This is a genomic window from Parapedobacter tibetensis (assembly GCF_024704835.1).
Classification (GTDB): domain Bacteria; phylum Bacteroidota; class Bacteroidia; order Sphingobacteriales; family Sphingobacteriaceae; genus Parapedobacter; species Parapedobacter tibetensis.
The window spans coordinates 36428-61334 of sequence record NZ_JAMXBE010000011.1 but is presented as its reverse complement, the minus strand read 5'-3'; the positions used below and the strand labels follow the sequence as shown (position 1 = coordinate 61334).

General features: G+C 44.0%; 17 protein-coding genes and 1 tRNA gene. 12 read left to right on the top strand and 6 right to left on the bottom strand.

Features of this window, described 5'->3' with window-relative positions; all coding sequences use genetic code 11:
- Nucleotides 1–7: 7 nt before the first annotated feature.
- Both NF543_RS16955 and NF543_RS16950 read right to left on the bottom strand, forming a co-directional pair.
- Nucleotides 8–1327, bottom strand: a complete 1320-nt coding sequence (locus tag NF543_RS16955) for a sensor histidine kinase (RefSeq protein ID WP_257669369.1) — start codon at nt 1325–1327, stop codon at nt 8–10.
- A gap of 2 nt (nt 1328–1329) precedes the next feature.
- On the bottom strand, nt 1330–2682 hold the full coding sequence (locus NF543_RS16950; protein ID WP_257669368.1) for a sigma-54-dependent transcriptional regulator: 1353 nt from the start codon (nt 2680–2682) through the stop codon (nt 1330–1332).
- 418 nt (nt 2683–3100) lie between these two features.
- On the opposite strand from NF543_RS16950, the gene NF543_RS16945 reads away from it, so the two are divergent.
- Nucleotides 3101–3175 (top strand) — tRNA-Val (locus tag NF543_RS16945).
- A 194-nt stretch (nt 3176–3369) separates the two neighbouring features.
- Here the strand turns inward: NF543_RS16945 and NF543_RS16940 are convergent.
- The 4 genes from NF543_RS16940 to rsgA all read right to left on the bottom strand — a co-directional run bounded on the left by NF543_RS16940 (nt 3370) and on the right by rsgA (nt 9763).
- Complete coding sequence (locus tag NF543_RS16940) at nt 3370–5757, bottom strand: hypothetical protein (protein ID WP_257669367.1); 2388 nt, start codon at nt 5755–5757, stop codon at nt 3370–3372.
- 215 nt (nt 5758–5972) lie between these two features.
- A complete protein-coding gene (locus NF543_RS16935) occupies nt 5973–7970 on the bottom strand; it encodes a putative porin (RefSeq protein ID WP_257669366.1) in 1998 nt (665 codons plus the stop codon).
- Nucleotides 7967–8785: a purine-nucleoside phosphorylase gene (locus tag NF543_RS16930; RefSeq protein WP_257669365.1), complete on the bottom strand. Its 819-nt coding sequence runs from the start codon at nt 8783–8785 to the stop codon at nt 7967–7969. Before NF543_RS16930 ends, NF543_RS16935 begins: the two co-directional genes overlap by 4 nt.
- A 60-nt stretch (nt 8786–8845) precedes the next feature.
- A complete protein-coding gene (rsgA, locus tag NF543_RS16925; protein WP_257669364.1) occupies nt 8846–9763 on the bottom strand; it encodes a ribosome small subunit-dependent GTPase A in 918 nt (305 codons plus the stop codon).
- Nucleotides 9764–9921: 158 nt separating this feature from the next.
- Here rsgA and polA point away from each other — a divergent pair, with 158 nt between their 5' ends.
- The 11 genes from polA (at nt 9922) to secA (ending at nt 24899) form a co-directional block, all read left to right on the top strand.
- Nucleotides 9922–12723, top strand: a complete 2802-nt coding sequence (polA, locus tag NF543_RS16920) for a DNA polymerase I (protein ID WP_257669363.1) — start codon at nt 9922–9924, stop codon at nt 12721–12723.
- 15 nt (nt 12724–12738) lie between these two features.
- Nucleotides 12739–13863: a toxin-antitoxin system YwqK family antitoxin gene (locus NF543_RS16915; RefSeq protein WP_257669362.1), complete on the top strand. Its 1125-nt coding sequence runs from the start codon at nt 12739–12741 to the stop codon at nt 13861–13863.
- A gap of 62 nt (nt 13864–13925) precedes the next feature.
- Entirely contained in the window at nt 13926–14585 is a 660-nt protein-coding gene (locus NF543_RS16910; RefSeq protein ID WP_257669361.1) for a phosphatidylserine decarboxylase family protein, read from the top strand.
- Between the two features lie 20 nt (nt 14586–14605).
- Nucleotides 14606–15643, top strand: a complete 1038-nt coding sequence (locus NF543_RS16905; RefSeq protein WP_257669360.1) for a sensor histidine kinase — start codon at nt 14606–14608, stop codon at nt 15641–15643.
- Nucleotides 15644–15767: 124 nt separating this feature from the next.
- A complete protein-coding gene (locus NF543_RS16900) occupies nt 15768–16415 on the top strand; it encodes a DUF47 domain-containing protein (protein WP_257669359.1) in 648 nt (215 codons plus the stop codon).
- A gap of 61 nt (nt 16416–16476) precedes the next feature.
- Nucleotides 16477–17487 carry an inorganic phosphate transporter gene (locus tag NF543_RS16895; RefSeq protein WP_257669358.1) on the top strand — a complete coding sequence of 337 codons (1011 nt, stop codon included), beginning with the start codon at nt 16477–16479 and terminating at the stop codon, nt 17485–17487.
- 445 nt (nt 17488–17932) lie between these two features.
- The gene (locus NF543_RS16890) at nt 17933–19339 is read left to right on the top strand and encodes an OmpA family protein (protein ID WP_257669484.1); all 1407 of its coding nucleotides are present in this window, start codon (nt 17933–17935) and stop codon (nt 19337–19339) included.
- 80 nt (nt 19340–19419) lie between these two features.
- A complete protein-coding gene (gene surE, locus NF543_RS16885) occupies nt 19420–20196 on the top strand; it encodes a 5'/3'-nucleotidase SurE (RefSeq protein ID WP_257669357.1) in 777 nt (258 codons plus the stop codon).
- Between the two features lie 18 nt (nt 20197–20214).
- Entirely contained in the window at nt 20215–20475 is a 261-nt protein-coding gene (locus tag NF543_RS16880; RefSeq protein WP_257669356.1) for a hypothetical protein, read from the top strand.
- 42 nt (nt 20476–20517) lie between these two features.
- The gene (locus NF543_RS16875) at nt 20518–21420 is read left to right on the top strand and encodes a 1,4-dihydroxy-6-naphtoate synthase (RefSeq protein ID WP_257669355.1); all 903 of its coding nucleotides are present in this window, start codon (nt 20518–20520) and stop codon (nt 21418–21420) included.
- A gap of 185 nt (nt 21421–21605) precedes the next feature.
- Nucleotides 21606–24899 carry a preprotein translocase subunit SecA gene (gene secA, locus NF543_RS16870; protein WP_257669354.1) on the top strand — a complete coding sequence of 1098 codons (3294 nt, stop codon included), beginning with the start codon at nt 21606–21608 and terminating at the stop codon, nt 24897–24899.
- Nucleotides 24900–24907 lie beyond the last annotated feature (8 nt).

Here is a 24907-nt window from a genome sequence, read left to right as displayed (position 1 = left end):
GGCTATTTTAAAACTGCAGTGTAAATACACTGCCGTGACCTTCCTCACTATGTACCAAGATATTGCCTCCGTGCAATAGCATGATTTGCTTGCTGAGTGTAAGCCCCACACCGCTTCCGGTCTTTCGGGTGGTAAAGAACGGAATAAAAATATTTTCGAGCAAATCTGCGGGGATTCCTTTCCCATTGTCACTTACCTTGATTTGCGGCTTTCCCTCATTGGCGGAAGCGGAGAGGGAGATATATGGAGCGGAGATCTCCTTGACCGCTTCCATGGCGTTTAGTAACAGATTAATGAGTACCTGTTCGATGAGATTTACATCCAATTCAAGTTGCAACTGGGTGTCTTTCAAGATAATGTCCAACTCGATATTTTTTTGTATCAAGGATGGTTCCATGAGTTGGTAAAGATTTTCAAAAAGATCGGATGCGTATACCTTGCCGATATTTGGTCGCTCAATTTTGTTGAGTGAGCGATAAGTGCCCGCGAATTTGAGCAAGCCCTCACTCCGGCGCTTAATGGTTTCTGTGCCCAACCGGATATCCTCCAGTTCCTCGCTGTTGGGCATTCCATCCAAGCGGCTTTTCAATGTGTCTGCAAGGGAAGATATGGGCGCAATGGAGTTCATGATTTCATGGGTCAGCACGCTAAGCAGTTTTTGCCAAGCTTTGGCTTCCGTTTCATCGATAGCTTCATTGACATTTTGGTACACTACAAGCTGGTATTTCCCTTCAGGTGTTTGAAAATGACTGGCGGTAAGCAACAGCTTGATATTCCCTCCTGCGGAATTTACAGTGAGCAGGGTCTGTTCGCCCGGCACCAATTGTAATGTCTTTTGATAGAGGTCCGCGTTTTTACGTTTCAGGCCTTCAAATCGATGTAAATAAGGAATGCCAAAGAGTTTTTTGAATGCTTCATTCATCCATACGATTTCGTGAGAAGTGGTATCATATGATAGGATGGCCGTGTCTACAATTTCCAAAATTTGGTGTAGATATTGGTATTGGGTTTCGCGTTCGCTACTAATTTTCTTGAATACGTTATTGATTTCATTGAACGCACTCCTTAAGGGTAGCAATTCTGCGGTGGCATGACTGAGCGGAAAGTGGCGCGTAAAATCGCGGTAACGCGCGGCCTCGGCAAATTCTTCGAGCTCACGGTATGCACGTGACTGCGAGCGGAAATTGAGTGTCAACATCCAGATACAAAATGGGGTTAACAACATCGCATATAAGTATTCCTGTCGAAATAGTAAGTAAGCCAAGCCAGTCAATGCTCCCATTAGCAGTACTGCCCGGAAAAATATCAACCGCCTGAATCGCCGCATTCTTAAATATCGTATTTGCTCAATCTTCTATACAAGGCCGTGCGGGTAATGCCCAATTCCTTGGCTGCCTTACTGATATTTCCGCCATGTTTTTCTACTACATTACTGATGGTGATACGCTCCAGTTCAACAAGGTTATGTTCATCGGGTATATTGGTTTTATTCTTGCTGTTTTCTGGAACATGTTCAATCGGAGAAAAGATGAGGTCTTCGGCTTTGAGCGATTCACCTTCAGCCATGATGATTGCCCGTTCAATGCTATATTGCAGTTCACGGACATTACCTGGATAGTGGTATTTGAGCAGTTTCTGCTCAGCCCTTTTGTCGAGATCTATGGTAGACTTCATGTATTTTTGGGCATATTTCCCCAGGAAATGTCGGGCAATCCGAAGGATATCTTCTCCCCGTTCCCGAAGGGGGGGTACCTGCAAATCAACCGTGTTGATTCGGTATATCAGGTCTTTTCGGAATCGATGTTCGTTAGCTAAATCGGCCAATGGTACATTCGTGGCACAGACCAATCGGATATCTATTGAAACTGGAGTGTTGCTGCCTAGCGGGATGACTTGCCTGTTTTGAAGTACGCTGAGCAGTTTGGCTTGTTGCTGCAGGGAGATGTTGCCAATTTCGTCAAGGAAGAGCGTACCGCCATTGGCAGCTTCGAAGCGTCCTATACGATCCTCCCGAGCATCGGTGAATGCTCCCTTTTTGTGACCGAATAACTCACTTTCGAATAAGCTTTCCGTAAGCGCTCCTACATCCACCTTTACAAAAGGCTTATCTGCCCTTCGGGATTGCTTATGTATGGCGGTGGCGATGAGGTCTTTTCCCGTTCCGTTCTCTCCCAGGATAAGGATGTTGGCATCGGTAGGGGCAATTTTGCTAATCTTGTAGAGGAGATCTTGCATAACTTCGGATTCTCCGATGAGCTCAAGGTCAGTCCCTGTTTTGTTGTCGGCAACTTTCTTGTTGTCTTTTTTGGATAACAAGCCAGCAATAACAGCCATCAGCTGTTCATTCTGCCAAGGTTTGACCACGAAATCAGCGGCACCCTGTTTAAGCGATGTGACGGCTAAATCGATGGCCCCATAAGCCGTAATCATGATCACAGGTAACTCAGGCTTGCTTGTTTTAATGCGATTAAGCCAGTATAGGCCTTCGTTCCCTGTATTGATGGTGCTTTTGAAGTTCATGTCAAGCAATACCAAGTCGGGCATTTCCTTGGATAAGATGGCCGGAATATTTTCAGGATTATGTTCGGTGATGACTTCGCCTACCTTCTGTTTTAACAACAGGCGTACAGCGGTCAATACATCTGGATCGTCATCTACAATTAATATGCGAGCGTGCTTCATGTATTTGAAAATTTATGGAACTTGTGAAGTAAAAAGCAAATACCTAACAAGGAGATGTAAAACTACAACTATATAGACACAAATAAAAGCGGATTGTTGCATCAATGTATAGCGACAATGCATATTCTGCTTTTTGGAAACAAACTAAATTTATTGCATTGAACTGCTAGGGCGATAACCGTGTAAAAAAAGTGAAAAAATAATTTTGAAAGTCCCGCAACTGCGCTATATTTGCATTCCCAAATAAAGAGAGCTTAGCTCAGCTGGTTCAGCTCATCCCGATTTTACATCGGGAGGGTCACTGTCCAAAAGGGTTAAAAGAAAAATAAAGGGAGATTAGCTCAGCTGGTTCAGAGCACCTGCCTTACAAGCAGAGCCACAGCTGACAGAATGTTGCCCGAAGTATGGTAAAATAAATGGGAGCTTAGCTCAGCTGGTTCAGAGCACCTGCCTTACAAGCAGGGGGTCACTGGTTCGAACCCAGTAGCTCCCACAGACACCCGCCAATCGGCGGGTGTTTTTTATTCTTGCCTAAATGTATGGTCTATTTATAGACCATCAGGAAAAGGATGATCATTGATAAGCTTATCTTCTGGACCAGCCGCGTGTGGTTAGAAGAGCTTGATAATTAGACAAATTCAAAGCCCCAATAAAGGTGTCCAAATCAAAGAGAAACAACTGCTCCATTCAATCAATACCCGTCTCACGTAAAGCCACATACATCGTGTCAACGGCTGCAGCTTGAAGCATACGGGTGAGGGGTACTGGCCTGATTAACTGAATCGAATAGGCCGTATCTGGAGCGGTTACCTTCCTTAGGATATTCCGATAGCTAAAACTTTCATGTCCGCCAAAAGGGCTTTGAAATGCCGCTGTAAGGGTGTTGAGTACTGAAGCCGGACGAAAGCGAACTTCGCTCTTTTCGGCATCCATGTTGGTATTCACAATATTGATGCATACAAACCTTACGTGATAAGGTGCGTCATGTTTGGTATTCCAATGGTTTTTAAGTGTCTCATAAATTTCAAGCGTGGTGGTCGTACCAGAGTTTTCATAAATACCGCCATCAATCAACCTTCCAACACCATCTAGGTAGTTATATGCATTGATGATGGGGAAAGCCTGGCTTTGGTTCACACATGTTATCAAGGGAATATTGTATTGCCTGTTGTGTTTTTTGAATAAACCATACAAATCCGTGCCAAGGCTAAAACTTCCCAAATCCACCGGCGAAAATACGCCCCGTTCACCCCGGTCTACGACAGCGCTATTGATAAATAACAACGGGAGGGTATAATTGAATTCCACATCATTTGCAGTCAATCCCGATTGCCCATTTGCAAGGCTTGTTATATACGGTGTGAGGTAGTCTTTTTCAAAGAACCCACTGATTTCATCCGCTTGCCGTATAGGTGTGGCGTCCGAATAGCCCATTACTTCCTCTTGCTGAAAATAATAATTTCTATCCTTTGGGAAAGCCCGTTGTATACCCGCAAGCCGGTCAAACACTTCATGCTTGATTCCTTCGAAACCATCGCCGATTAGTGCACCCCAAAATGAACTGCTCAAATAATTTTTAGCATAAATGGTTTTGAGCCGTGGTACCACCGACGTCGCCTGCGATGGCACATCCAAATAGCGATCGGCGAGGTACATGGCGGCGCCGGAGGTAGAACCCGATACCGTGGAAATGGAAAACACATGGTCTGCAAAGCGGTATGAACCCGTGCTTTCCAAACTATCCAAGTAATTCATGGCCATAAAAAACCATACCGCCGCTCTAGAGCCTCCGCCTTGGCCAGATATTAAGTACACCTTTAGTGTATCGCCAGGCGTTGCTGAACGATGTGCTATCCAGTTATCGAAATAGTCTACCAGCTTGGGCCTCAAGGCTGCCGTATACTCCCTTTCGGGCTGTGCCATTTCTTTGCGGATTCGATGCGAATTAATCGTATTAAAAAAAAATAAGAATATGAACCCAATAGCGACAAAACGTACAATGGGCCTATACCATACTGATACGGGCTTTCCTGGTTTTTCTCCATTAACAAGGTCGTATTTTTCTGGCCTGCTGTTATAAATCCATGTGATATTGAGCTGCGTGGTAATGAGTACATCAGCCAGGAAGAGGTAAAGAGAAATTACGATGATCAAAATGAAAACCGGGGAAAAGAAACTGATTTCAATTGGCCACCTGATGCCATTACAACATTGCAATAACACAGCCGCGGTAAGTGTTAGCGTCAGGGAGAGAATATGGATGTACTTGCTGACAAAATATGAAGTGCCGGCAGACCGCGCATCCACATTTTCTGAAAATTTCATATAAGCATAAATAATCAAGATTGCTATGAAGTTGGAGCTGATTACCAACCACATCAACCCTTTTACACTATCACGTAGCCAAAATCCCAATCCTCCGATGATGACTAGGAATAAACCAAACAGTAAGCCAATCGAGGCTACATAGTGAAGTGCTCTTTTTCTGTCGCTGTTTCCCCACCGAGTCGCATTGTCCCATAGATGCTGGAAAAGCGGTGGCACCCGCCGTTTACGGTATATCTTGTCTATTACCATAATAAAGGCACACAAAACAATAATGGTAACGATTGGAACAAGGGGATGGTTGGGGAAGAAGGAATAGGTTGTCACATACAGAAAAACCACCCAAGGAAGACTGGCGAAATACCGTATCGGGAATTGCCGGTTGTTGTTTATCGGGTGTGTTTGCTGCTGGTTAATGTTACTCACATCTTTGCCGTTATAAAGCCCGATGAGGCCAAGATATAACCACTGTGATTTAACGCGGCGTTTTAAAATGAATCTCCAAATATCGATAGCTAATACAGGGATTACCCAGTTGCTTATCGCTAGCATGGAAAACGAGGCAACCAGCAAAGGGATATTGATATAATGTTGCTCCCCGTTTTCTGCCAAGCTTGCTATGATGTCCCTACCTACCTGTACTTTCCATAAGATTATGGGTACCAATAAGGCCAAGAGGATATAAAAGCCGTTAAGCTTAAATGTGTTATACAATTTCAGTAAGATACCATACAGGGTGTTAGTATTCATCAGCCGATCTTTTAGGTTATGGTCAATATGTATCCTAGCAATATTTGTAGAAAATTGAAAAAAGCAAACCCAGATTATGATAAAGCACTTTATATTGCCCACCAAAATTAAGGTCAATATCGGGGATAATTACTTAAAAACCAATACCTAATATTAGGTATTTTAGATTTTTCGACTTATAAATGCAGGTGAGAGGCTTATGAATACGGGTACTATCAATCATAGAATTTCCAAGCGATGCCTATGCGCAGATTGGCATTATTCATGGGATATCTGCGCACGGTATAATAGCCTGTGGGCCAAACATATTGGTTTACAAAATTATAGCTGAGGAAAATATTGGCTCGCCGGATGGTTGCAGTGGTCCATACATCCAGGATGGGATACGTGGAAAATTCGATGCCTGCATTATCATTATCATTATAAAACTGACCGATATTGATGGCATAGGAAGGGGTACGGAACGGGGTGTTGAACCGGACATCAAAACCGAGATTAAAATCAACGACCTTATATAATTGACTGTTGAAATAAAAGCTATGCCAAGTATAGAGCTCTGGGATAGCAAGGACATCGTTGTAGTCTGATTTTTGATATACGGCATAATTATCCAAATGGAACTTGCCCAATGTGAAGTTCTGACCTACGGAAATCTTGAGTAAGTTGATGTTGCTCCCCAACTGGGCGGGCTCAATGACGCGGAACAATCGTGGATCATAATTATCATTGTCGACCTCTTTAAAATAGAGGTGATTGGCTATAAGGAAGTATTCTGCCTTACCTGTAAACCCAAGCTTGGCATTTTCATAAGCAAATGACAAATTGGTGGTCTTCGTTTTATCAAAATCATGCGCCCACTGATGATAAGTGTAATTGACCCGCTGAAACAGCTGTTCTGGTGACTTATTTTGGGTATAGGCCCCCAATACGATACGACCGATAGTTTTGCTGAGCAAGATATTTGCCTTGGCTTCATAAAGGTAATCACCAAAGTTGTTGCCTTGCACAATCTGGTTAAAATCTCCGGTAATGCTTACGCGGTCACTAAAACGATAGCCAATGCCTGCTTTAAGTATATTATTTTGTGAAGACGTATTATACCCCCTATCTCGATACCAATACATGTTGTGTTGGTACCCAAGGTCGAGCTTCACTTCATTTTTAACAAAAGCCAATGATTTGCCTCTCAGGTAAAAACTATAGTTAAAATCATTAGTAATGGTAGTAAGGCGGGTGGTGTCCTGTGTTAATACACTTTCACCAACCGGAAAAGCATCGTTGGCGTCTTCCTCATTTTTGTAAAATTGGAAATCGTGTGCACGCAAGCTGAAACTATGCGACATGCTGTTGGTCGGCAATAATTGTTGTTCTGGTTCTCCCGCATGGATGGTATCCAATCGACCCACAAACAAGCTTTGTCTGAGGAAAAAACTATTGTCGCGCCAGGTATGTCTCGGGCGCTCATCGCGGGCCGCCCGCAAACGGGTCGACTCCTCATTGCTGGCGCGCGTTTCCCCATCGGTAAATACACTGTCGTTTGTAATGGATCCATTTTCCGTAGCGATAAGCCTATTGAATACCGCATTAGTCAATAGGTTGTAGCGACGGTTCGGCGATTCGTACCATGAAAACACGGCGGCTTTCACGTCATTGTATCGTTGGTTGGTATAATAACCGTCTGCTCTTGCCGCATGGAATTCTCCCCCGATATTGAGCTGCGGATTGATATTTTGGGTTACTTTGGCCCGGATAATTTGGTCATCAAAAAAGAACCCCACATTGTACAACTCCGAAAAAGGGGCTCGGGCACGATAATATTTGATGGAATCCGGTTGGTATACATACCGTTCCAAACTACGGAATCCGGTCTGGAATCCGATAGTTTTATCGGGAATGAAGAGTAAATCGCGCGTGGCCAACCCGTAGCTGCCCAAATTTATGCTCGGGTTTCGGGGTTGGTTTTGCATGTTATAGTACTGGAGATTCTTATGGAGTGTGTCTATCTGGTAGGTAAATGTTCCTCGCTTCATCATAGCCAAAGTTGTGTAACGCACATACCTTGCTGTATAAATCACGGTGTCTTCCTTATTATCCTCTGCGGCTCTTGCAGAATCCAATGCGCTACTCCATTCTTCTTCCTCCTGAGCATATAATGCGGAGAGGAAGGAAAAGGAACACAGTATGAGCAACAAAATGCGCAGGTGACCGTTCATTGCTGCAAAGCTACCAATTCTTTCAATACAAGTGTCATTTTCGGTTCAGCCGTGGAAGCCACTTCTATAATTTCCTCAAGCGAGACAGGACGGAGGTCTTCATGGAACCCTTCATCTGTAACCACCGAAAGGGCAAAAACCGGTAGGCTCATGTGGTTGGCTACAATAACTTCCGGAACAGTGCTCATCCCTACAATATCTCCCCCAATCAAATGCATAAAGCGGTACTCGGCCCGTGTTTCTAAATTAGGGCCTTGAGCCGATACATATACGGCAGAATGCATGGTGATTTTATGTTTTTGAGCTATTTCCATACCCTCACGAATCATGTTGATGTCATATGGCTGGCTCATGTCGGGAAAGCGGGGGCCGAAACGGTTGTCGTTAGCGCCACGCAGCGGATTATCGGGTAATAGGTTGATGTGGTCATCGATGATGGCCAAATTGCCCTTAAGGATATTCGGGTTGAGTGATCCGGAGGCATTGGATACGAATAATTTTTGGATGCCCAAAGCCCTCATTACACGTACAGGAAAGGTAATCTGTTGCATCGAGTAGCCTTCATAATAATGGAGGCGTCCTTGCATGGCCACCACACGACGGCCATTAAGTTTGCCAAAAATAAGCTTTCCAGAGTGGAACTCTACGGTCGAAATTGGGAAATTAGGAATGTTGGCATACATCAGTTGATGAGTTATTTCAATCTCATCAACCAACTTGCCCAATCCTGTGCCCAAAATAATGCCGAATTCAGGAGTGAAATTGACTATGCAATGCTTGATGAATGCTACCGTCTCCTCTATCAAATGGTACATGGTTGTATGACTTAATGTGTCAAACTTAAACTAAATTTCTCAACAGTCAAAAGGCTTTCCTCAGGCTCGTGTGTCATTGCCGTGGTAGATACTGAGATAGCTATCATAACGACTCGACGCTATATCCCCTTCATTTACCGCCGCAAGCACTGCGCAGCCCGGTTCATTGATATGGCGGCAATTATTGAAACGGCATGCATTCATGAGGGCCCTCATTTCGGGGAAGAAGTGACTTAACTCTTGTTGTTCGATATCAATGATGCCCAATTCTCGGATACCCGGTGTGTCTATGAGTCGCCCACCAAATGGAAGTATAATCATTTCGGCAAATGTAGTGGTATGTTTTCCCTTATCAGACCAATCGGAGATATTGGCTGTACGCAATGCTGCTTCTGGATAGAGGGCGTTAATTAAGGTAGATTTCCCTACGCCTGAGTGCCCGGAAATCAATGTCGTCTTATCATGGAATAAACCCTTGATGACATCGATATTTGTACCCTTAAGTGCTGATACTTCATAGCAAGGATAGCCAATGGTTTTATAAATGGCTTCATATTCATGCAAAATAGCTATCCCTTCGGCGCTGAATAAATCCAGTTTATTGAATACGAGCCCCGCAGGCACATCATAAGCTTCGGCAGTAACCAAGAAACGATCAATAAACCCCAATGAGGTAAACGGTGAGGCCAAGGTAACCACCAAAAAGGCTTGGTCAAGGTTGGCTGCGATAATCTGCGCCTGCTTCGAGAGGTTTACTGACTTGCGAATAATATAGTTTTGCCGTTCATACAGCTGAGTGATAATGGCCGTGTATTGTTCAGGCTCCGGTGTGATATCCACCCAATCGCCCACGGCAATGGGGTTGGTTGTTTTGATTTCCTTGGTTCTGAATTTGCCCTTGATTCGACACTTGTATGGTGTATTATCCACAAGCACCTCGTACCAACTTCCTGTCGACTTCGTTACGAGGCCTTTCATTCATTCATCAAATTATATACCAATACGTATGTTGCCATTGCTACAAAAGTCGTAAAAATAATTGTATTTTGGTGAGCGGTGGCGGGAGATCGATGATGTGGTCATCAATTTCAAATCTATATCCTATCTTTGTATCCATACCAATAAGTCGAAGACACGTGAAAAAACTCTTCCTACTAGATGGCATGGCCCTGATTTACCGGGCTTATTTTGCACTGAGCAAGACTCCCCGGCTCACCTCTGCCGGCTTCAATACATCCGCCATCATGGGTTTTACCAATACGTTGCTTGAGGTATTGAAATCCCAACAACCAACCCATATCGCGGTAGTATTTGATACCATGGCGCCCACAAATCGTCATACCGAGTTTGAAAGCTACAAAGCTAACCGGCAAGCCATACCTGAGGATTTGGCTGCTGCTATCCCATATGTATATAAGCTCGTGGAGGGTTTCAATATCCCAATCATTGCAATGGATGGTTATGAGGCTGATGATATCATTGGAACGCTGGCCAAGCAAGCTGAGAAAAAAGGATATACCATATATTGCATGACGCCTGACAAGGATTTCGGGCAATTGGTGAGCGATAATATCTATATCTATAAGCCTGCACGGTTGGGTAATGGTGCGGAAATACTGGGGGTAAAGGAGATATTGGAGAAATGGGAAATATCGGACGTATGCCAAGTTATCGATATCCTCGGCCTTTGGGGAGATTCGGTAGACAATATTCCCGGTATTCCTGGCATCGGTGAAAAGACCGCAAAGGATTTGATCAAGCGCTTTGACTCCATGGAAAACATCCTAGCTAATACCGACCAGCTCAAAGGAAAGCAACGAGAAAATTTAGAGACTTTTGCCGAACAAGGACTGATTTCCAAGAAATTGGCCACCATCCAATTGGACGTACCCATCGAATTGGACGAAACTGCTTTGGAGCTCGATGGACCCAATAAGGAAGCACTTGAACCTCTTTTTGCCGAATTGGAGTTCAGAACACTCGGTAAGCGCGTATTTGGGGAGGAATTTAATATTTCGGAATCGAAGCCAACGACGGGTAAGCAGATGGATTTATTCGGTAATATAACGGGCAATCTCCAAAACATATCCGCAGCCGAAAGTGAATATATACCGCCAGCAGTTGGTAAAAATATCAGCAATACGCCACACGAGTACCTACTAGCCGATACGGTGGAACAACAGCAAGCGTTGGTCGCGCTGTTGTCGACGCAAAAGTGCTTCTGTTTTGACACGGAAACAACCGGAACAGATGCCAACACTGCCGACCTGGTAGGATTTTCATTTGCTATCGAACCAGGCAAAGCTTGGTATGTTCCTGCCCCAGCCAATGAGGAAGGAAGTCTGCGCCTGTTGGAATACTTCAAAGCTGTATTTGAAGACGAAACTATTGAGAAGATCGGACAAAACATCAAGTATGATATCTTGCTATTGGCCCGCTATGGGGTATCGGTGAAGGGGCAGCTGTTCGATACGATGCTGGCCCATTACCTCATTGACCCCGATACCCGCCATGGCATGGATGTATTGGCTGAGAATTACCTAGGCTATACCCCTGTATCGATTACCAGTCTTATTGGGCCTCGAGGTAAAAAGCAGGGCAGTATGCAAGATGTGAATGTGGAAGTCATTAAGGAATATGCTGCGGAAGATGCAGATATCACCCTCCAATTGAAAGCGGTCTTCAAGCCTATGCTGGAAAAAGCAGAAGCCATTGATCTGGCACAGAACGTGGAATTTCCATTGGTACATGTGCTTGCTGATATGGAACGTTCGGGTGTCAATATCGATATATCGGTGCTCAAGCAGCTATCAGAGATGTTGGAAAAAAGTATCCTTGAAACCGAAAAAACCATTTATGAAAAAGCTGGGGTCCGGTTCAACATTGCATCGCCCAAGCAATTGGGCGAAGTGCTTTTCGATAAATTACAGCTCGACCTTAAGGCCAAAAAGACAAAAACTGGACAATATAAGACTGGGGAGGATGTGCTTTTGGCGCTGGCTTCTAAAAGTGATATCGTAAAGGATATCTTGGAATTCAGGCAATTGCAAAAGCTCAAATCGACCTATGTGGATGCCTTACCTGAATTAATTAACCCGGCTACTGGGCGGGTGCATACCTCATATAACCAAGCGGTGGCCGCCACCGGGAGACTGAGCTCTACCAATCCTAACCTGCAAAACATCCCCATTCGAACGGAACGTGGCCGCGAAATCCGTAAGGCTTTCATTCCGAGGGACGACAGCCATACGATTCTATCTGCCGATTATTCGCAAATTGAATTAAGGTTGGTGGCCCATATGAGTGGCGATGAAGGCATGTTGGAGGCCTTTGCACAAGGATTGGATGTGCATCGAGCTACGGCGGCCAGGGTATACGGTATACCGTTGGAAGATGTCACATCCGAACAACGACGGAATGCCAAAGCTGTCAATTTTGGGATTATATATGGCCAATCTGCATTTGGGCTTTCGCAAAACTTGGGAATCCCCCGCATGGAGGCAGCACAGATCATCGAGCAGTATTTTGCTCAATATCCAGGTATCAAGAAATACATGAATGATACGATCAATTTTGCGAAGGAAAACGGCTACGTAGAAACGTTACTTAAAAGACGACGTTATCTGAGGGATATCAACTCAGCTAATCAAACCGTACGGGGTTTTGCCGAGCGAAATGCCATCAATGCTCCCATCCAAGGCTCAGCCGCAGATATGATTAAGGTGGCGATGATCGCCATCCATGAAGACATCAGGCGGCAAGGCCTGCAAGGAAAGATGACCATGCAGGTGCATGACGAACTGGTCTTTGATGTGCCAAAGACGGAGGTCCTTGTTTTCAAAGAGTTGGTAGAAAAGCATATGAAAAATGCCTTGACCATGTCCGTACCTATTATAGTGGAGATTGGAGAGGGGCGTAACTGGCTGGAGGCACACTAAACAACGGGTCGGAATATGAAGGTGCATTTGTTGATAGCTATATGGTTGGTTGCCGCATCAACTGTTTTTGCGGATGGCTTAGATACCGTAATATATGAACCTGTATATTATGAAGCGGCTCCCAACGGGATGACTCGTTTTTTCTATGATGATAATTATTACCTTGCCGATAAAAACTGCCAATTCAAGGCCATCGAGCGGGTAGGGAGATATGATTTCCAATTACAGACGTTCGTAGGTGAGTTTACTGATTTCAATAACCAAGGCACGACGATTTTACGTGGGAATTACCGAGATGGTAGGAAGGAGGGCGAATTTAAGGCTTACCACCCCAATGGCCAACTGAAATGGGAGGTGTCTTATTTACAGAATATTCCCCAAGAAAAGTGGAAATTTTACTATCCGGATGGTAAGCCGCTACTTGAGGCAGCATATGATGTGCAAGGCATGTGGATATACAATTTTTGGGACAATCGTGGGCGGCAGCGCGTCACTAACGGAAACGGAAGGTATGAGTTTGCCATTAGAACAGACGATTATAATGAATTTGGATATGTACGATACAATCGCAAAGGGAGGGTGGTGGCCGGCCGGCCGCACGGCGATTGGATTATTGAATATATCTTTGATAACAATAAGAAGGTTGGTGCTGGGCATGAACATTACCGGAATGGCCAATTCATAAGTGGATATGAAGCCTTTAAAGACGAAACGTTTGATAAGGAGCCGAGGTATCAGCTGGTGCCTTTTGATGTTTTCCGCCGAGCAGAATCGATGATTGGTAAATCGTGTACTATTGACGAATACACCGGCTTTACCAACTATTTGAGAAAACACTTAGAAGAGTGGTTTGAAGGCGAAATGGACGAGGTGCTTGAACCCCAGAAAATCGAATTTGTTATTTCCGTCAGCAAGACCGGGGAACCCCAAAAGATTGAGCCAATTTCCACTTTTCCCAACAAAATCCAAGCATCCTCCCTATTGAATGCATTCCGCTGGGTTGGTTTCTGGTTTCCGTCTTATGCAGACGGTGAATACATCGATGATATACTAATAGTCACCATGGAAGTATTCCCTAATATAGCTGAACGCAAATTGCGATTCTTCGATGTTAACATCCAACGAACGAAGGGCTTTTGATGCATAGGATTGACGTGGATATGACGATTCTTATCCTTATATTTGCCGGATAAATTTAGCGCATGACTATTCACAAAGAAGGGTATACAAGTATCGCCATTACACTATTAGTCATTTTTGTGGCCAACGCGCTGGTGCATTACTTTATACCCGGCAATACATTCGTCGTTTGGGCAGTATATATCCTTTCATTCTTGCTGTTCGTTGCGATTTTACAGTTTTTCAGAAACCCTAAACGGAACATCATCATTGATGAAAACATGATTTTATGTCCAGCGGATGGAAAAGTGGTCGTGATTGAAGAAACGGAGGAGACGGAATATTTCCATGACAGGAGGATACAAGTATCTATCTTCATGTCACCCATCAACGTACACATCAACCGTAACCCGGTGAGCGGGATTGTCAAGTTTTTCCGTTATCATCCTGGGAAATACCTCGTAGCTTGGCATCCTAAATCGTCTGCCCTCAATGAACGGACCAGTATTGCGGTGCAGACTGCTTCAGGCAAAGAGGTGTTGTTCCGACAGATTGCCGGAGCGATGGCACGACGCATTGTGTGGTATCTAAAAGAAGGCACAGCGGTAAAACAGGGTGAAGAATTTGGGTTTATCAAATTTGGCTCGCGAGTGGATGTGTTTCTGCCGTTGAGTGCCAAGGTAGATGTGAATATCGGAGATATGGTTTCAGGAGGGCTCACTATCTTGGGACGCTTTGAATAAGGAGGAGGATTGAGTATACGATGAGATTTCTATTGCTTGTTTTTATCAATGCATGTGCTGTGGGGTTATCCATTGCATGCGTGAATTTTTATTTCCAACACAATTGGCAGTATTTCCTCTTTACGTTTGCCTTTTCTTTCACCATCAGTTTCGTGGTCTTCTACTACCTATTCCAACGGTATATCTATAGCAAGATTAAACTCATTTATAAGCTTATTCATAACCTCAAACTAGGGAAAGATCTAAAAGACGCATTGGGTGAAAAGATGAGCGAGGACCCGATCAATGATGTCGAGCAACAAGTGAGGGATTGGGCAAAAGAGAAAAAAAAGGAAATAGATACCTTAAAAAATCAAGAACGCTTTCGTCGTGAGTTCCTTGCGAATATATCTCATGAATTTAAAACCCCATTGTTTGCCATCCAGGGTTATATCGATGCATTACAGGATGGTATGATGCAGGAAGATATGGAGATGGCCACGCAGTTTCTGATGAAAGCCTCGCAAAACCTCGATAGGCTGACTTTCCTAATCAAAGACTTGGATGAAATATCAAAACTTGAGAGTGGGCAGATACCTATCAATTACCAGAAATTCGATTTGGTGATGTTGGTAAAGGAAGTCTTGGAATCAACGGAGGAAAAAGCGGCTAGCCACGAGATTTCCTTAATATTTAAAGATAAGTACCAACACCCAATGATGGTTAATGCGGATAGGGAGAAAATCAGGCAAGTACTTGTCAATCTCATTGATAACTCCTTCAAGTATGGAAAAGCTAACGGCCATACTGATATCCGAATATATGAACTGTTTGAAACGGTGCTGGTGGAGGTAACGGATGATGGCATAGGCATTGAGGAAAAAAATCTCCCGCGTATATTCGAACGATTCTATCGGACAGATAAAAGTAGGTCGCGCAAGATAGGGGGCTCTGGTTTGGGGCTTTCCATTGTGAAACACATTATTGAAGCACACCAACAAACGATCAACGTGCGGAGTACGGAAGGGGTGGGCACGACATTCACCTTTACATTAGAAAAAGTAAAACCATCGTTATAATCCTTCCCACTGATTCACTCATCCAACGTGATTTAAACAACGGTGAGCACGATTAGCATTAAGTGACCCATTACTTAACATTAACTTAACATTAACATCATAATTTTGCGGAAATTTCTCCCTTATGTCGCTCAACAGTATATTCCAATATTTTGTACCCAAAGACAAAAAGTTTTTTCCCCTTTTTGAAGAGGCTAGTAGTAACCTCATTGATATGGCGAAGCTACTTAAGGAAATGGTCAATGTCCCTGAGCCTGAGAATCGTAAGGAGTTTTGCCGAAAGATTGAAGATTTGGAACATAAGGGCGATGATATCTCCCACCAAATACATCTGGAATTGAGCAAAAATTTTATCACGCCCTTTGATCGGGAAGATATCCATACATTAACCAGCTCTTTGGATGATGTGGCCGATTTTATATATGGCGCATCAAACCGAATGGATTTATATAAAGTTGAGAAAATCACTGATCCGATTATTGAAATGGCTGATTTGATTTTGGAGGCAACGGAGGACGTGGCAAAGGCGGTACATGAATTACGCAATTTGAAAAATATTCGGAATATCACGGATTCTTGCGTACGCATTAATAGTATTGAAAATAAGGCGGATTATATCTTCGATAAAGCTGTGGGCGAATTGTTTGAATTTGAGAAGGATGCCATCGTGCTCATCAAATACAAAGAGGTATTGTCTGCTATGGAAACAGCTACAGATAAATGTGAAGACGTGGCCAATGTATTAGAGAGTATTTTAGTGAAAAATGCCTAACCTCAAATAAACCAAGTATCAAGCATCTGTCGCAAGGCGTAATTAATAACATACAGCATATATGGTCACCACATTACTGGTAATTGTCGTCATCCTAGCTATCGCATTTGATTACATCAATGGCTTCCACGATGCCGCCAACTCAATAGCCACTATTGTCTCCACCAAAGTGTTGTCGCCTTTTCAGGCCGTACTGTGGGCAGCAGCATTCAATTTCGCCGCATATTTTTATTTCACGGACCATAAGGTAGCCAATACGGTAGCCAAAACCGTAATGGAAGAATACATTACACTCGAAGTGATTTTTGCAGGATTGATTGCTGCAATCGGATGGAATTTATTCACCTGGTATTATGGTGTGCCATCCAGTTCATCCCACACATTGATTGGTGGATTTGCTGGGGCAGGGATGACTCATGCCTTTCTTTTGGGCGATCATGTGATTGGTGCGATAAACCTGAATGCAACCTTGAAGATCATATCCTTTATTGTGTTTGCACCGTTGATTGGTATGATCTTCGCGATTATCATTACGCTTGTCATCATTAACCTATCTAAACGAGCCAAACCATCCGTAGCCGAATGGTGGTTCAAAAAACTCCAGCTGGTGTCTTCAGCCGCATTAAGTTTTGCACACGGAGGCAACGACGCTCAAAAGGTGATGGGTATTATCTTCGTGGCCTTGGTAGCCGGTGGGTATTTGCAGTCTGATGACCCCATGCCTGAGTGGATACCGCTTACGTGCTATTCTGCCATTGCACTGGGTACAATGAGCGGGGGATGGAAGATTGTAAAGACAATGGGGACAAAAATCACTAAGGTAACACCACTTGAAGGAGTAGGGGCAGAAACCGCAGGAGCCATTACCTTAGGTATCACAGAGCACTTCGGCATTCCTGTGTCTACTACACATACCATTACCGGTTCCATCATTGGTGTCGGAGTGGTAAAAAGAGTGTCTGCAGTGAGATGGGGAGTTACAATCAGCCTGTTATGGGCATGGATACTGACCATACCGGTGTCAGCAATATTGGCCGGTATTACGTATACCATTATCTACTATTTGTTTTGAGTTTGATGCTTTTGAAGGATTTTATCGTTCATTGAACCTGAATAAGAACAAATTCTTTTTGTTTTTTTTAGGAAACAAGATGATTAATCAGTAGGTTTACGATGTTTTTCGCCAGACTGACTATTAAAATAGACATTTGGAAAAGCTGATTAGATGTGATGTTCTAGGGGGTTTTAGGGGCTTTTCGGGCAAAAATAAAAAGGGTTTATCAGCAATTCAGTTTTTGTTATAAGACAAGAATACCTATGTAAACAGCTGTTAAACAAATAAATAAGTTCTTTTTCAATTATTTCTAAAGCTGCTTTTGGGCCATTTTTTTTAAAAAATCATAAAAAAGCCAAAAACTGGAATAGTATTTGCAAATGTTGCGTGAATCAAACTATTGGTTATTTTTGCAAAAAAAATTAGACAATTAAAAATTTTTAACCTTAAAAAAAACAAGAGTATGAATTATTCTACAATCAAAACGGCAGTTGCTTGCTCGCTTGTAGCAGCCTTAGGGTTGGCTGAAACAGCACAGGCACAGGAGCCGACTGTATTTGGAGGAAGATCCCAATACAGAACGTGGTCTATCGGTGTCAATGGTGGTTTTACTACTCCATCGGTGATTATTGGTGGATCCAATGCGTTTAATCAAAAAGTAGGTGTTGGCGAGTACAAGTTGCGTGAATACTACGGAATTACTGTTCGCAAGCAATTATCAAGCTGGTTTGGCCTTGAAGCTGCTGCTAACCGCGGTAGAATTTTCACTCATAACAACAATGGAGTAGGAAACACGATGTTGTTTGATGCCCATAACAATGCATTTGGTGCTGAATCATACCAATCAGTAGAAACTGCCGTACAATATGCTGCAAGCTTGAATGGTGTATTCCAACTGGCTACTATCGATTTTCTGAGAAGAGAAAATTCGGTTAACTTCTATGCGAGTGTAGGTTATGGTTTAATAGGCTTCAACCCTGTTGCTTATACAGACGCTGACGGTTCTAACACTGCCGGTGCATGGGATAACAAAGGCGCTTGGGGCGAAGAATTCCCTGGTGAGCGTACCGCGGACCATTCACGTGATTACAAGCGCGAGACTTACATCCCTGTAGGTGTTGGTGTGAAATTCAAACTGTCTGACCGTGTAGCATTGAACTTGGGTTACACCATGAACTTTGTTGATGACAAAGCTTTGTTCGGCCCTGTTACTAATCGTGCAGCAAATGATAAATTCTCTTATACTTATGCTGGGTTAGAATTCTCTTTGGGTTCTTCTTCGAAACCAGATTTGACTTGGCACAACCCAGTGTCTACTTTGTATGACGAGTTGAAAGATCCTTCATTGCGCAACGAGCTTGAAGCATTGAAACAACGTGTATCTACATTGGAAGGCTTAGTTGATGAGTTGGGCCGTGATTCAGATGGTGACGGTGTATCTGACAAATTTGACAAGTGCCCAGGTACTCCTGCTGGTACGCAAGTTGATGGTGCTGGATGCCCAATCAAGTTCCCTGAGCCGGTAGTAAACGAGTCGGAAGCATCTAGTACTTATTCAAACATTCAGTTTGAATTTGATAGCTCCGTATTGAAGACAGAGTCATACTCTATCTTGGATCGGTTGTCTTCTGACCTGCGTGAAAGCGATGCAACCGTTACATTAGACGGCCATGCTTCTTCAGAAGGTTCTGAAGCATATAACTTGAGTTTGTCAAGAGACCGTGCTAACTCAGTAAAACAATACTTGGTTAACTCTGGTGTAGACGCTGCTAAGGTTAATGTCCAAGCACTTGGGGAATCTGCTCCAATAGCATCCAATGCAACAGAAGAAGGCCGCGTTATCAACCGTCGTGTTGAAATCAAAAAATAAGTAAAACTTAAAATAGGAATTACCTATTTAAAGCGTCTGCCCAATATTGGGCAGACGCTTTTTTTATTTAACTTAGCCCCATGGCAAAAAAACAACCATCTATATTGGTCGTCAATGACGATGGTATCACCGCTCCTGGAATCAAAGTACTTATCGAAGAAATGCAAAAACTGGGCGATGTGACGGTGGTGGCGCCTGAAGGGCCTCAATCTGGCACGGGCCATGCCATTACTATTGGCAAGCCGCTGCGTATCGACCGTATCAATATCTATCCGGGTATAGAAATGTACAAGTGTTCAGGCACACCGGTAGATTGTGTGAAACTTGCGGTGAATAAGGTCTTCAAGGGACGAAAACCGGATATTTGCGTATCAGGTATCAACCATGGCTTGAACAATTCCATCAATGTGTTGTATTCAGGCACCATGTCTGCTGCCGTAGAAGGTGCAATAGAAGGCATCCCGTCCATCGGATTTTCTTACGATGACTTCGACAACGATGCGGATTTTTCCAAATGCAGGCCATATGTACGCGGTATCACCACGCAAGTATTGGCCAATGGCCTTTCCAAGGGCACATTACTCAATGTAAATTTCCCGAAGGTTGACCAAATCAAAGGCATTAAAATTTGTCGGCAAGCAGATGCCAAATGGGCCGAGGAATTTGATGAACGGACTGATCCTTACAATCGGAGCTATTATTGGCTCACCGGGGTGTTCAAACTGCGTGATCGTGGTGAAGATACCGATGTATGGGCATTGCAAAATGGTTATGCTTCCATTGTACCGGTGCAATTTGATATGACGGCCCATCACGCCATACCGGAACTCAACTCCTGGATTTTTGAAATTAAGTGACCGCTAAAGCTGTTTCTGGTGAAAATAAATCATTTTTTATTTGGCTGTATCATCGGGTTGCTGGCTCCTACTGCCGCCCATTTACTCACCTTATTCACTTCTTGGAATATGGTTATCGGTAATAAATCACTAAGTCTATATGTCATCGCGGCGTTAATAAACCTGCTGCTTATGCGTTTTTTCTATCGGAATGCCCTTGAGCAAAGTGCGCGCGGCGTGATTTTGATTACCTTTGTTGCAGCTATGGTATTGCTGTTTACCCAGAAGCTGACTGCGTAAAGAAATGTTCATGCCAGCTTAAATATAATAAGTTGTATTCAAATGAAACTTTCCCTTGGATTTTCACCCTGCCCCAATGACACGTTTATCTTTGATGCGCTTATCCACCATAAAATCGATACCGAAGGATTGGATTTCGAGGTGTATTACGAGGATGTGGAGACCCTGAATCAAAAGGCTTTCAAAGGCGAACTGGATATCACCAAGTTAAGCTACCATGCTTATGCCTATGCTATAGAAGAATATGTATTGCTCGACGCCGGTAGTGCCTTAGGTTTTGGCGTGGGGCCCTTGTTGATTTGTAAGCGCCCCGAGTTGGCGGAACGGCTGTCGGCTATCAGCCATCGGCCGTCGGCAGTAGCTGTCGGTGAGCATCAAGGTTCCCATCTCCCGTCTCCCGTCTCACAGCCACAAGTAGGGATTCCCGGCAGGTATACCACGGCAAATTTCCTATTGAGCTTAGCATTCCCCGATTTGGAAAATAAGCAGGTAATGCTGTTTTCTGATATTGAACAAGCCCTGCTCAACGAAGAAATCGACCTCGGGCTTATCATCCACGAAAACCGGTTCACCTACCAAAGTAAAGGGCTGCATAAGGTTATTGACCTTGGTGATTATTGGGAGCGAATGACCAATTCTCCTATCCCATTGGGCGGCATCGTGGCCAAAAGAAGGTTGCCTGATGATGTGAAACGAAAAATCGATAGAGTAATCCGTAAAAGTGTTGAATATGCTTTTGCAAATCCCAAATCCGGGATTGACTTCATCCGCTCGCATGCACAGGAAATGCGTGAAGACGTGATGTATAAACACATCGAATTGTATGTCAACCGGTTTTCAATGTCACTTGGAGATGATGGGCATAGGGCCATAGAAACACTTTTTGAACAGGCAATGCAGATTGGGTTGGTTCCTAAAACGACCAAAAATTTATTTATCACTTGATCCTGTCTCGTAGATATACGCTATAAAATGGCATAAGCTTCCAACAGCTGCATGAACGTCGCTCAAATCTCATATCCCATATTTCAAATCAATTAACTAACTTTGCCCATTATGCCATATTGACTGAAATGCGGTTTTGGTGCTATTATTGACGATGTGGTATGTGATTTAGTAAACAGTAGATAATGTTAACATTCTTAAGCAAAATATTCGGAAGCAAATCAGAGCGAGATATCAAACATATCCAACCCTTGGTAGACAAAATCAAGGAGGAATATACAAAACTTGAGGGCCTGACCAATGATGAGCTGCGAGCGAAAACAGCAGATTTCAAACAACGTATAACGGATTTCCTCTCCGATATTGATAAAGAAATTGCCGACTTAAAGGCGGAAGCGGAGCAAGAGGGCATGGATATGACCCAAAAAACGGCTATCTACGATAAAGTAGATAAATTGGGTAAAGACCGTGACCAAAAGTTGGAGGAAGTATTGCTGAAGATTCTTCCAGAAGCCTTTGCGGTGGTAAAGGAAACTGCACACCGTTTTACGGAAAACCTTGAATTGGAAGTCTCCGCCTCGGATTTTGACCGTGAAATATCCGCCCTTAAATCCAATGTACAGATAATCGGCGATAAAGCCATTTGGAAGAATACATGGACTGCTGCTGGTACTGAAGTCGTATGGAATATGGTGCACTATGATGTACAGCTTATTGGTGGTATCGTATTGCATGAAGGTAAGATTGCTGAAATGGCCACTGGGGAGGGTAAAACGTTGGTGGGTACACTTCCGGCATATCTCAATGCATTATCTGGGCAGGGTGTGCATATCGTAACAGTGAATGATTACCTCGCACGACGCGATGCGGAGTGGAATGGTCCATTATTCGAATTCCATGGATTACGTGTGGATTGTGTCGACAGGCATCAACCCAATTCGCCCGCTAGGCGTAATGCTTACGCCGCTGACATTGTATTTGGTACCAACAATGAATTTGGCTTTGACTACCTGCGTGACAACATGGCGCAATCACCCGAGGCGCTTGTACAGCGTAAATTGCACTTTGCCATGGTGGATGAGGTGGATTCCGTATTGATAGACGATGCACGTACACCCCTTATCATCTCTGGCCCCATTCCGCGCGGGGACGAACACGAATTCTATGAACTTAAACCGCGTATCGAACGTCTAGTCGCTACTCAAAAAGCGTTCATTAATGGTGTATTGAACGAGGCAAAAAAAGCGATCGCTGCAGGTAACAACAGTGCGGATGACGGAGGACTCGCACTCTTTCGCGCCCATAGGGGATTGCCAAAAAACAAGGCGCTCATCAAATTCCTTAGTGAAAGCAATAACCGTCAGGTGCTGGCCAAAACGGAAAATTATTACCTGCAGGAGCAGAGCAAGAACATGCCAAAGGCAGACGCCGAGCTTTATTTTGTCATCGACGAAAAAAATAATCAAGTAGAACTCACCGAGAAAGGCATTGAGCTCATCACTTCATCAGGTGAAGATACCAATTTCTTTATCATGCCTGATGTAGGTACTGAGATAGCTGAAATCGAAAAGTCTGCTTTGAGCCCTGAGGAAAAATTTGCCAAAAAAGAAGAGTTGATGCGTGATTTCTCGGTCAAATCCGAGCGTATTCACTCGGTGAATCAATTGTTAAAGGCTTATACCTTATTTGAGCGGGATGATGAATACATCATCGATGAAGGCAAAGTCAAAATCGTAGACGAGCAGACGGGTCGGATTATGGAAGGCCGCCGCTATTCGGATGGTTTGCATCAAGCGATTGAGGCCAAGGAAAACGTCAAGGTGGAGGACGCCACACAGACTTATGCGACCATCACGTTGCAAAATTACTTCCGGATGTACCATAAGCTGGCCGGTATGACGGGTACGGCTGTTACGGAGGCAGGTGAGCTTTGGCAAATCTATAAATTGGATGTGGTGGAAATACCCACCAATGTGCTTACCCAACGTGAGGACAGACATGATTTGATTTATCGCACCGCTCGTGAAAAATATAATTCCGTAGCCGAAGAGATCCATCGGCTTACACAAGAGGGACGTCCAGTATTGGTAGGTACCACATCCGTGGAAATATCGGAATTGCTGAGCCGTATGCTTAAGTTGCGCGGAGTGAAACATAATGTACTGAATGCCAAATTGCACCAGCGCGAAGCCGATATCGTGGCTGAAGCGGGACAAGCCAGCATGGTGACCATCGCCACCAATATGGCTGGTCGTGGTACAGACATCAAACTGGGGCCGGGAGTAAAAGAGGCTGGAGGTCTGGCCATCATTGGTACTGAACGACATGAATCGCGTCGGGTTGACCGGCAATTACGTGGACGTGCTGGGCGGCAAGGCGATCCGGGGGCTTCTCAATTCTTTGTTTCGCTCGAAGATCCGTTGATGCGCCTGTTTGCTTCCGAACGGATTTCTAACATCATGGTGCGCATGGGGGTTCAGGAAGGCGAGGTGATGCAGCATAGTATGCTTACCAAATCTATTGAGCGAGCGCAAAAAAAGGTGGAAGAAAACAATTTCGGTATTCGGAAACGCTTGTTGGAATATGACGATGTAATGAACTCCCAACGAACGGTTATTTACTCCAAGCGTAAAAATGCCCTGTTTGGCGAACGATTGGATGTGGATTTGAATAATACCATTTTCGATGTCGTGGAAGATGTGGTAAGTGAGTATAAGGAGTCCGGGACATATGATGATTTCCAGTTGGAGGTTATACGTATTTTTTCCCTGGATCCTGAGATTAACGAAGACGAATTTGCGCATGAAAATATTGCAACGCTTACCGATAAGCTTTTTGAACAGATTATTCAATTTTATCAGGAAAAGGCGGATAAAATAGCCAAACAGACGCTCCCTGTGCTAACGGATGTATTTGCGACAAAAGGGGAACAGATTGAGAATATTGTGGTGCCATTTTCGGATGGTTTGCGTGGCATACAGGTGGCAACCAATTTGAAGAAGGCCGTAGAGTCTGGCGGTAAAGAAGTATTCAAATCCTTTGAAAAAGGCGTGGTATTGGCTTTGATAGACGAGGCATGGAAAGAGCACTTGCGTGACATGGACGAGCTGAAGCAATCTGTGCAGAATGCCGTGTATGAACAGAAAGACCCAATTATCATTTACAAGATGGAGGCCTTCAACCTGTTCAAGCAAATGCTGGTCAGCATGAATAAAGATGTGGTAGGTTTCCTTTTCAAGGGTGAGATTCCCAACCAGCAGCCACAGGATGTGCGCGAAGCCCGGCCGCTGCCACGTCAGGAGACACGAATAAAGACGTCCAAACCTGAATTAGTCACTTCGGGAGGGGGATCACCAGTAGAAGAGGATACACGTGAAATCCAACGGACTCAACCCATCCGAAACGAACAGAAAGTGGGCAGAAATGATCCCTGTCCTTGTGGCAGTGGCAAAAAATATAAAAATTGCCATGGGTCATAGAAATCAAA

What these genes read in the sequence shown, in the direction of transcription:
- NF543_RS16955 (WP_257669369.1), bottom strand. Translation starts at nt 1,327, where the DNA reads ATGCGGCGATTCAGGCGGTTGATATTTTTCCGGGCAGTACTGCTAATG.
- NF543_RS16950 (WP_257669368.1), bottom strand. Translation starts at nt 2,682, where the DNA reads ATGAAGCACGCTCGCATATTAATTGTAGATGACGATCCAGATGTATTG.
- NF543_RS16940 (WP_257669367.1), bottom strand. Translation starts at nt 5,757, where the DNA reads ATGAATACTAACACCCTGTATGGTATCTTACTGAAATTGTATAACACA.
- NF543_RS16935 (WP_257669366.1), bottom strand. Translation starts at nt 7,970, where the DNA reads ATGAACGGTCACCTGCGCATTTTGTTGCTCATACTGTGTTCCTTTTCC.
- NF543_RS16930 (WP_257669365.1), bottom strand. Translation starts at nt 8,785, where the DNA reads ATGTACCATTTGATAGAGGAGACGGTAGCATTCATCAAGCATTGCATA.
- rsgA (WP_257669364.1), bottom strand. Translation starts at nt 9,763, where the DNA reads ATGAAAGGCCTCGTAACGAAGTCGACAGGAAGTTGGTACGAGGTGCTT.
- NF543_RS16915 (WP_257669362.1), top strand. Translation starts at nt 12,739, where the DNA reads ATGAAGGTGCATTTGTTGATAGCTATATGGTTGGTTGCCGCATCAACT.
- NF543_RS16910 (WP_257669361.1), top strand. Translation starts at nt 13,926, where the DNA reads ATGACTATTCACAAAGAAGGGTATACAAGTATCGCCATTACACTATTA.
- NF543_RS16905 (WP_257669360.1), top strand. Translation starts at nt 14,606, where the DNA reads ATGAGATTTCTATTGCTTGTTTTTATCAATGCATGTGCTGTGGGGTTA.
- NF543_RS16900 (WP_257669359.1), top strand. Translation starts at nt 15,768, where the DNA reads ATGTCGCTCAACAGTATATTCCAATATTTTGTACCCAAAGACAAAAAG.
- NF543_RS16895 (WP_257669358.1), top strand. Translation starts at nt 16,477, where the DNA reads ATGGTCACCACATTACTGGTAATTGTCGTCATCCTAGCTATCGCATTT.
- NF543_RS16890 (WP_257669484.1), top strand. Translation starts at nt 17,933, where the DNA reads ATGAATTATTCTACAATCAAAACGGCAGTTGCTTGCTCGCTTGTAGCA.
- surE (WP_257669357.1), top strand. Translation starts at nt 19,420, where the DNA reads ATGGCAAAAAAACAACCATCTATATTGGTCGTCAATGACGATGGTATC.
- NF543_RS16875 (WP_257669355.1), top strand. Translation starts at nt 20,518, where the DNA reads ATGAAACTTTCCCTTGGATTTTCACCCTGCCCCAATGACACGTTTATC.
- secA (WP_257669354.1), top strand. Translation starts at nt 21,606, where the DNA reads ATGTTAACATTCTTAAGCAAAATATTCGGAAGCAAATCAGAGCGAGAT.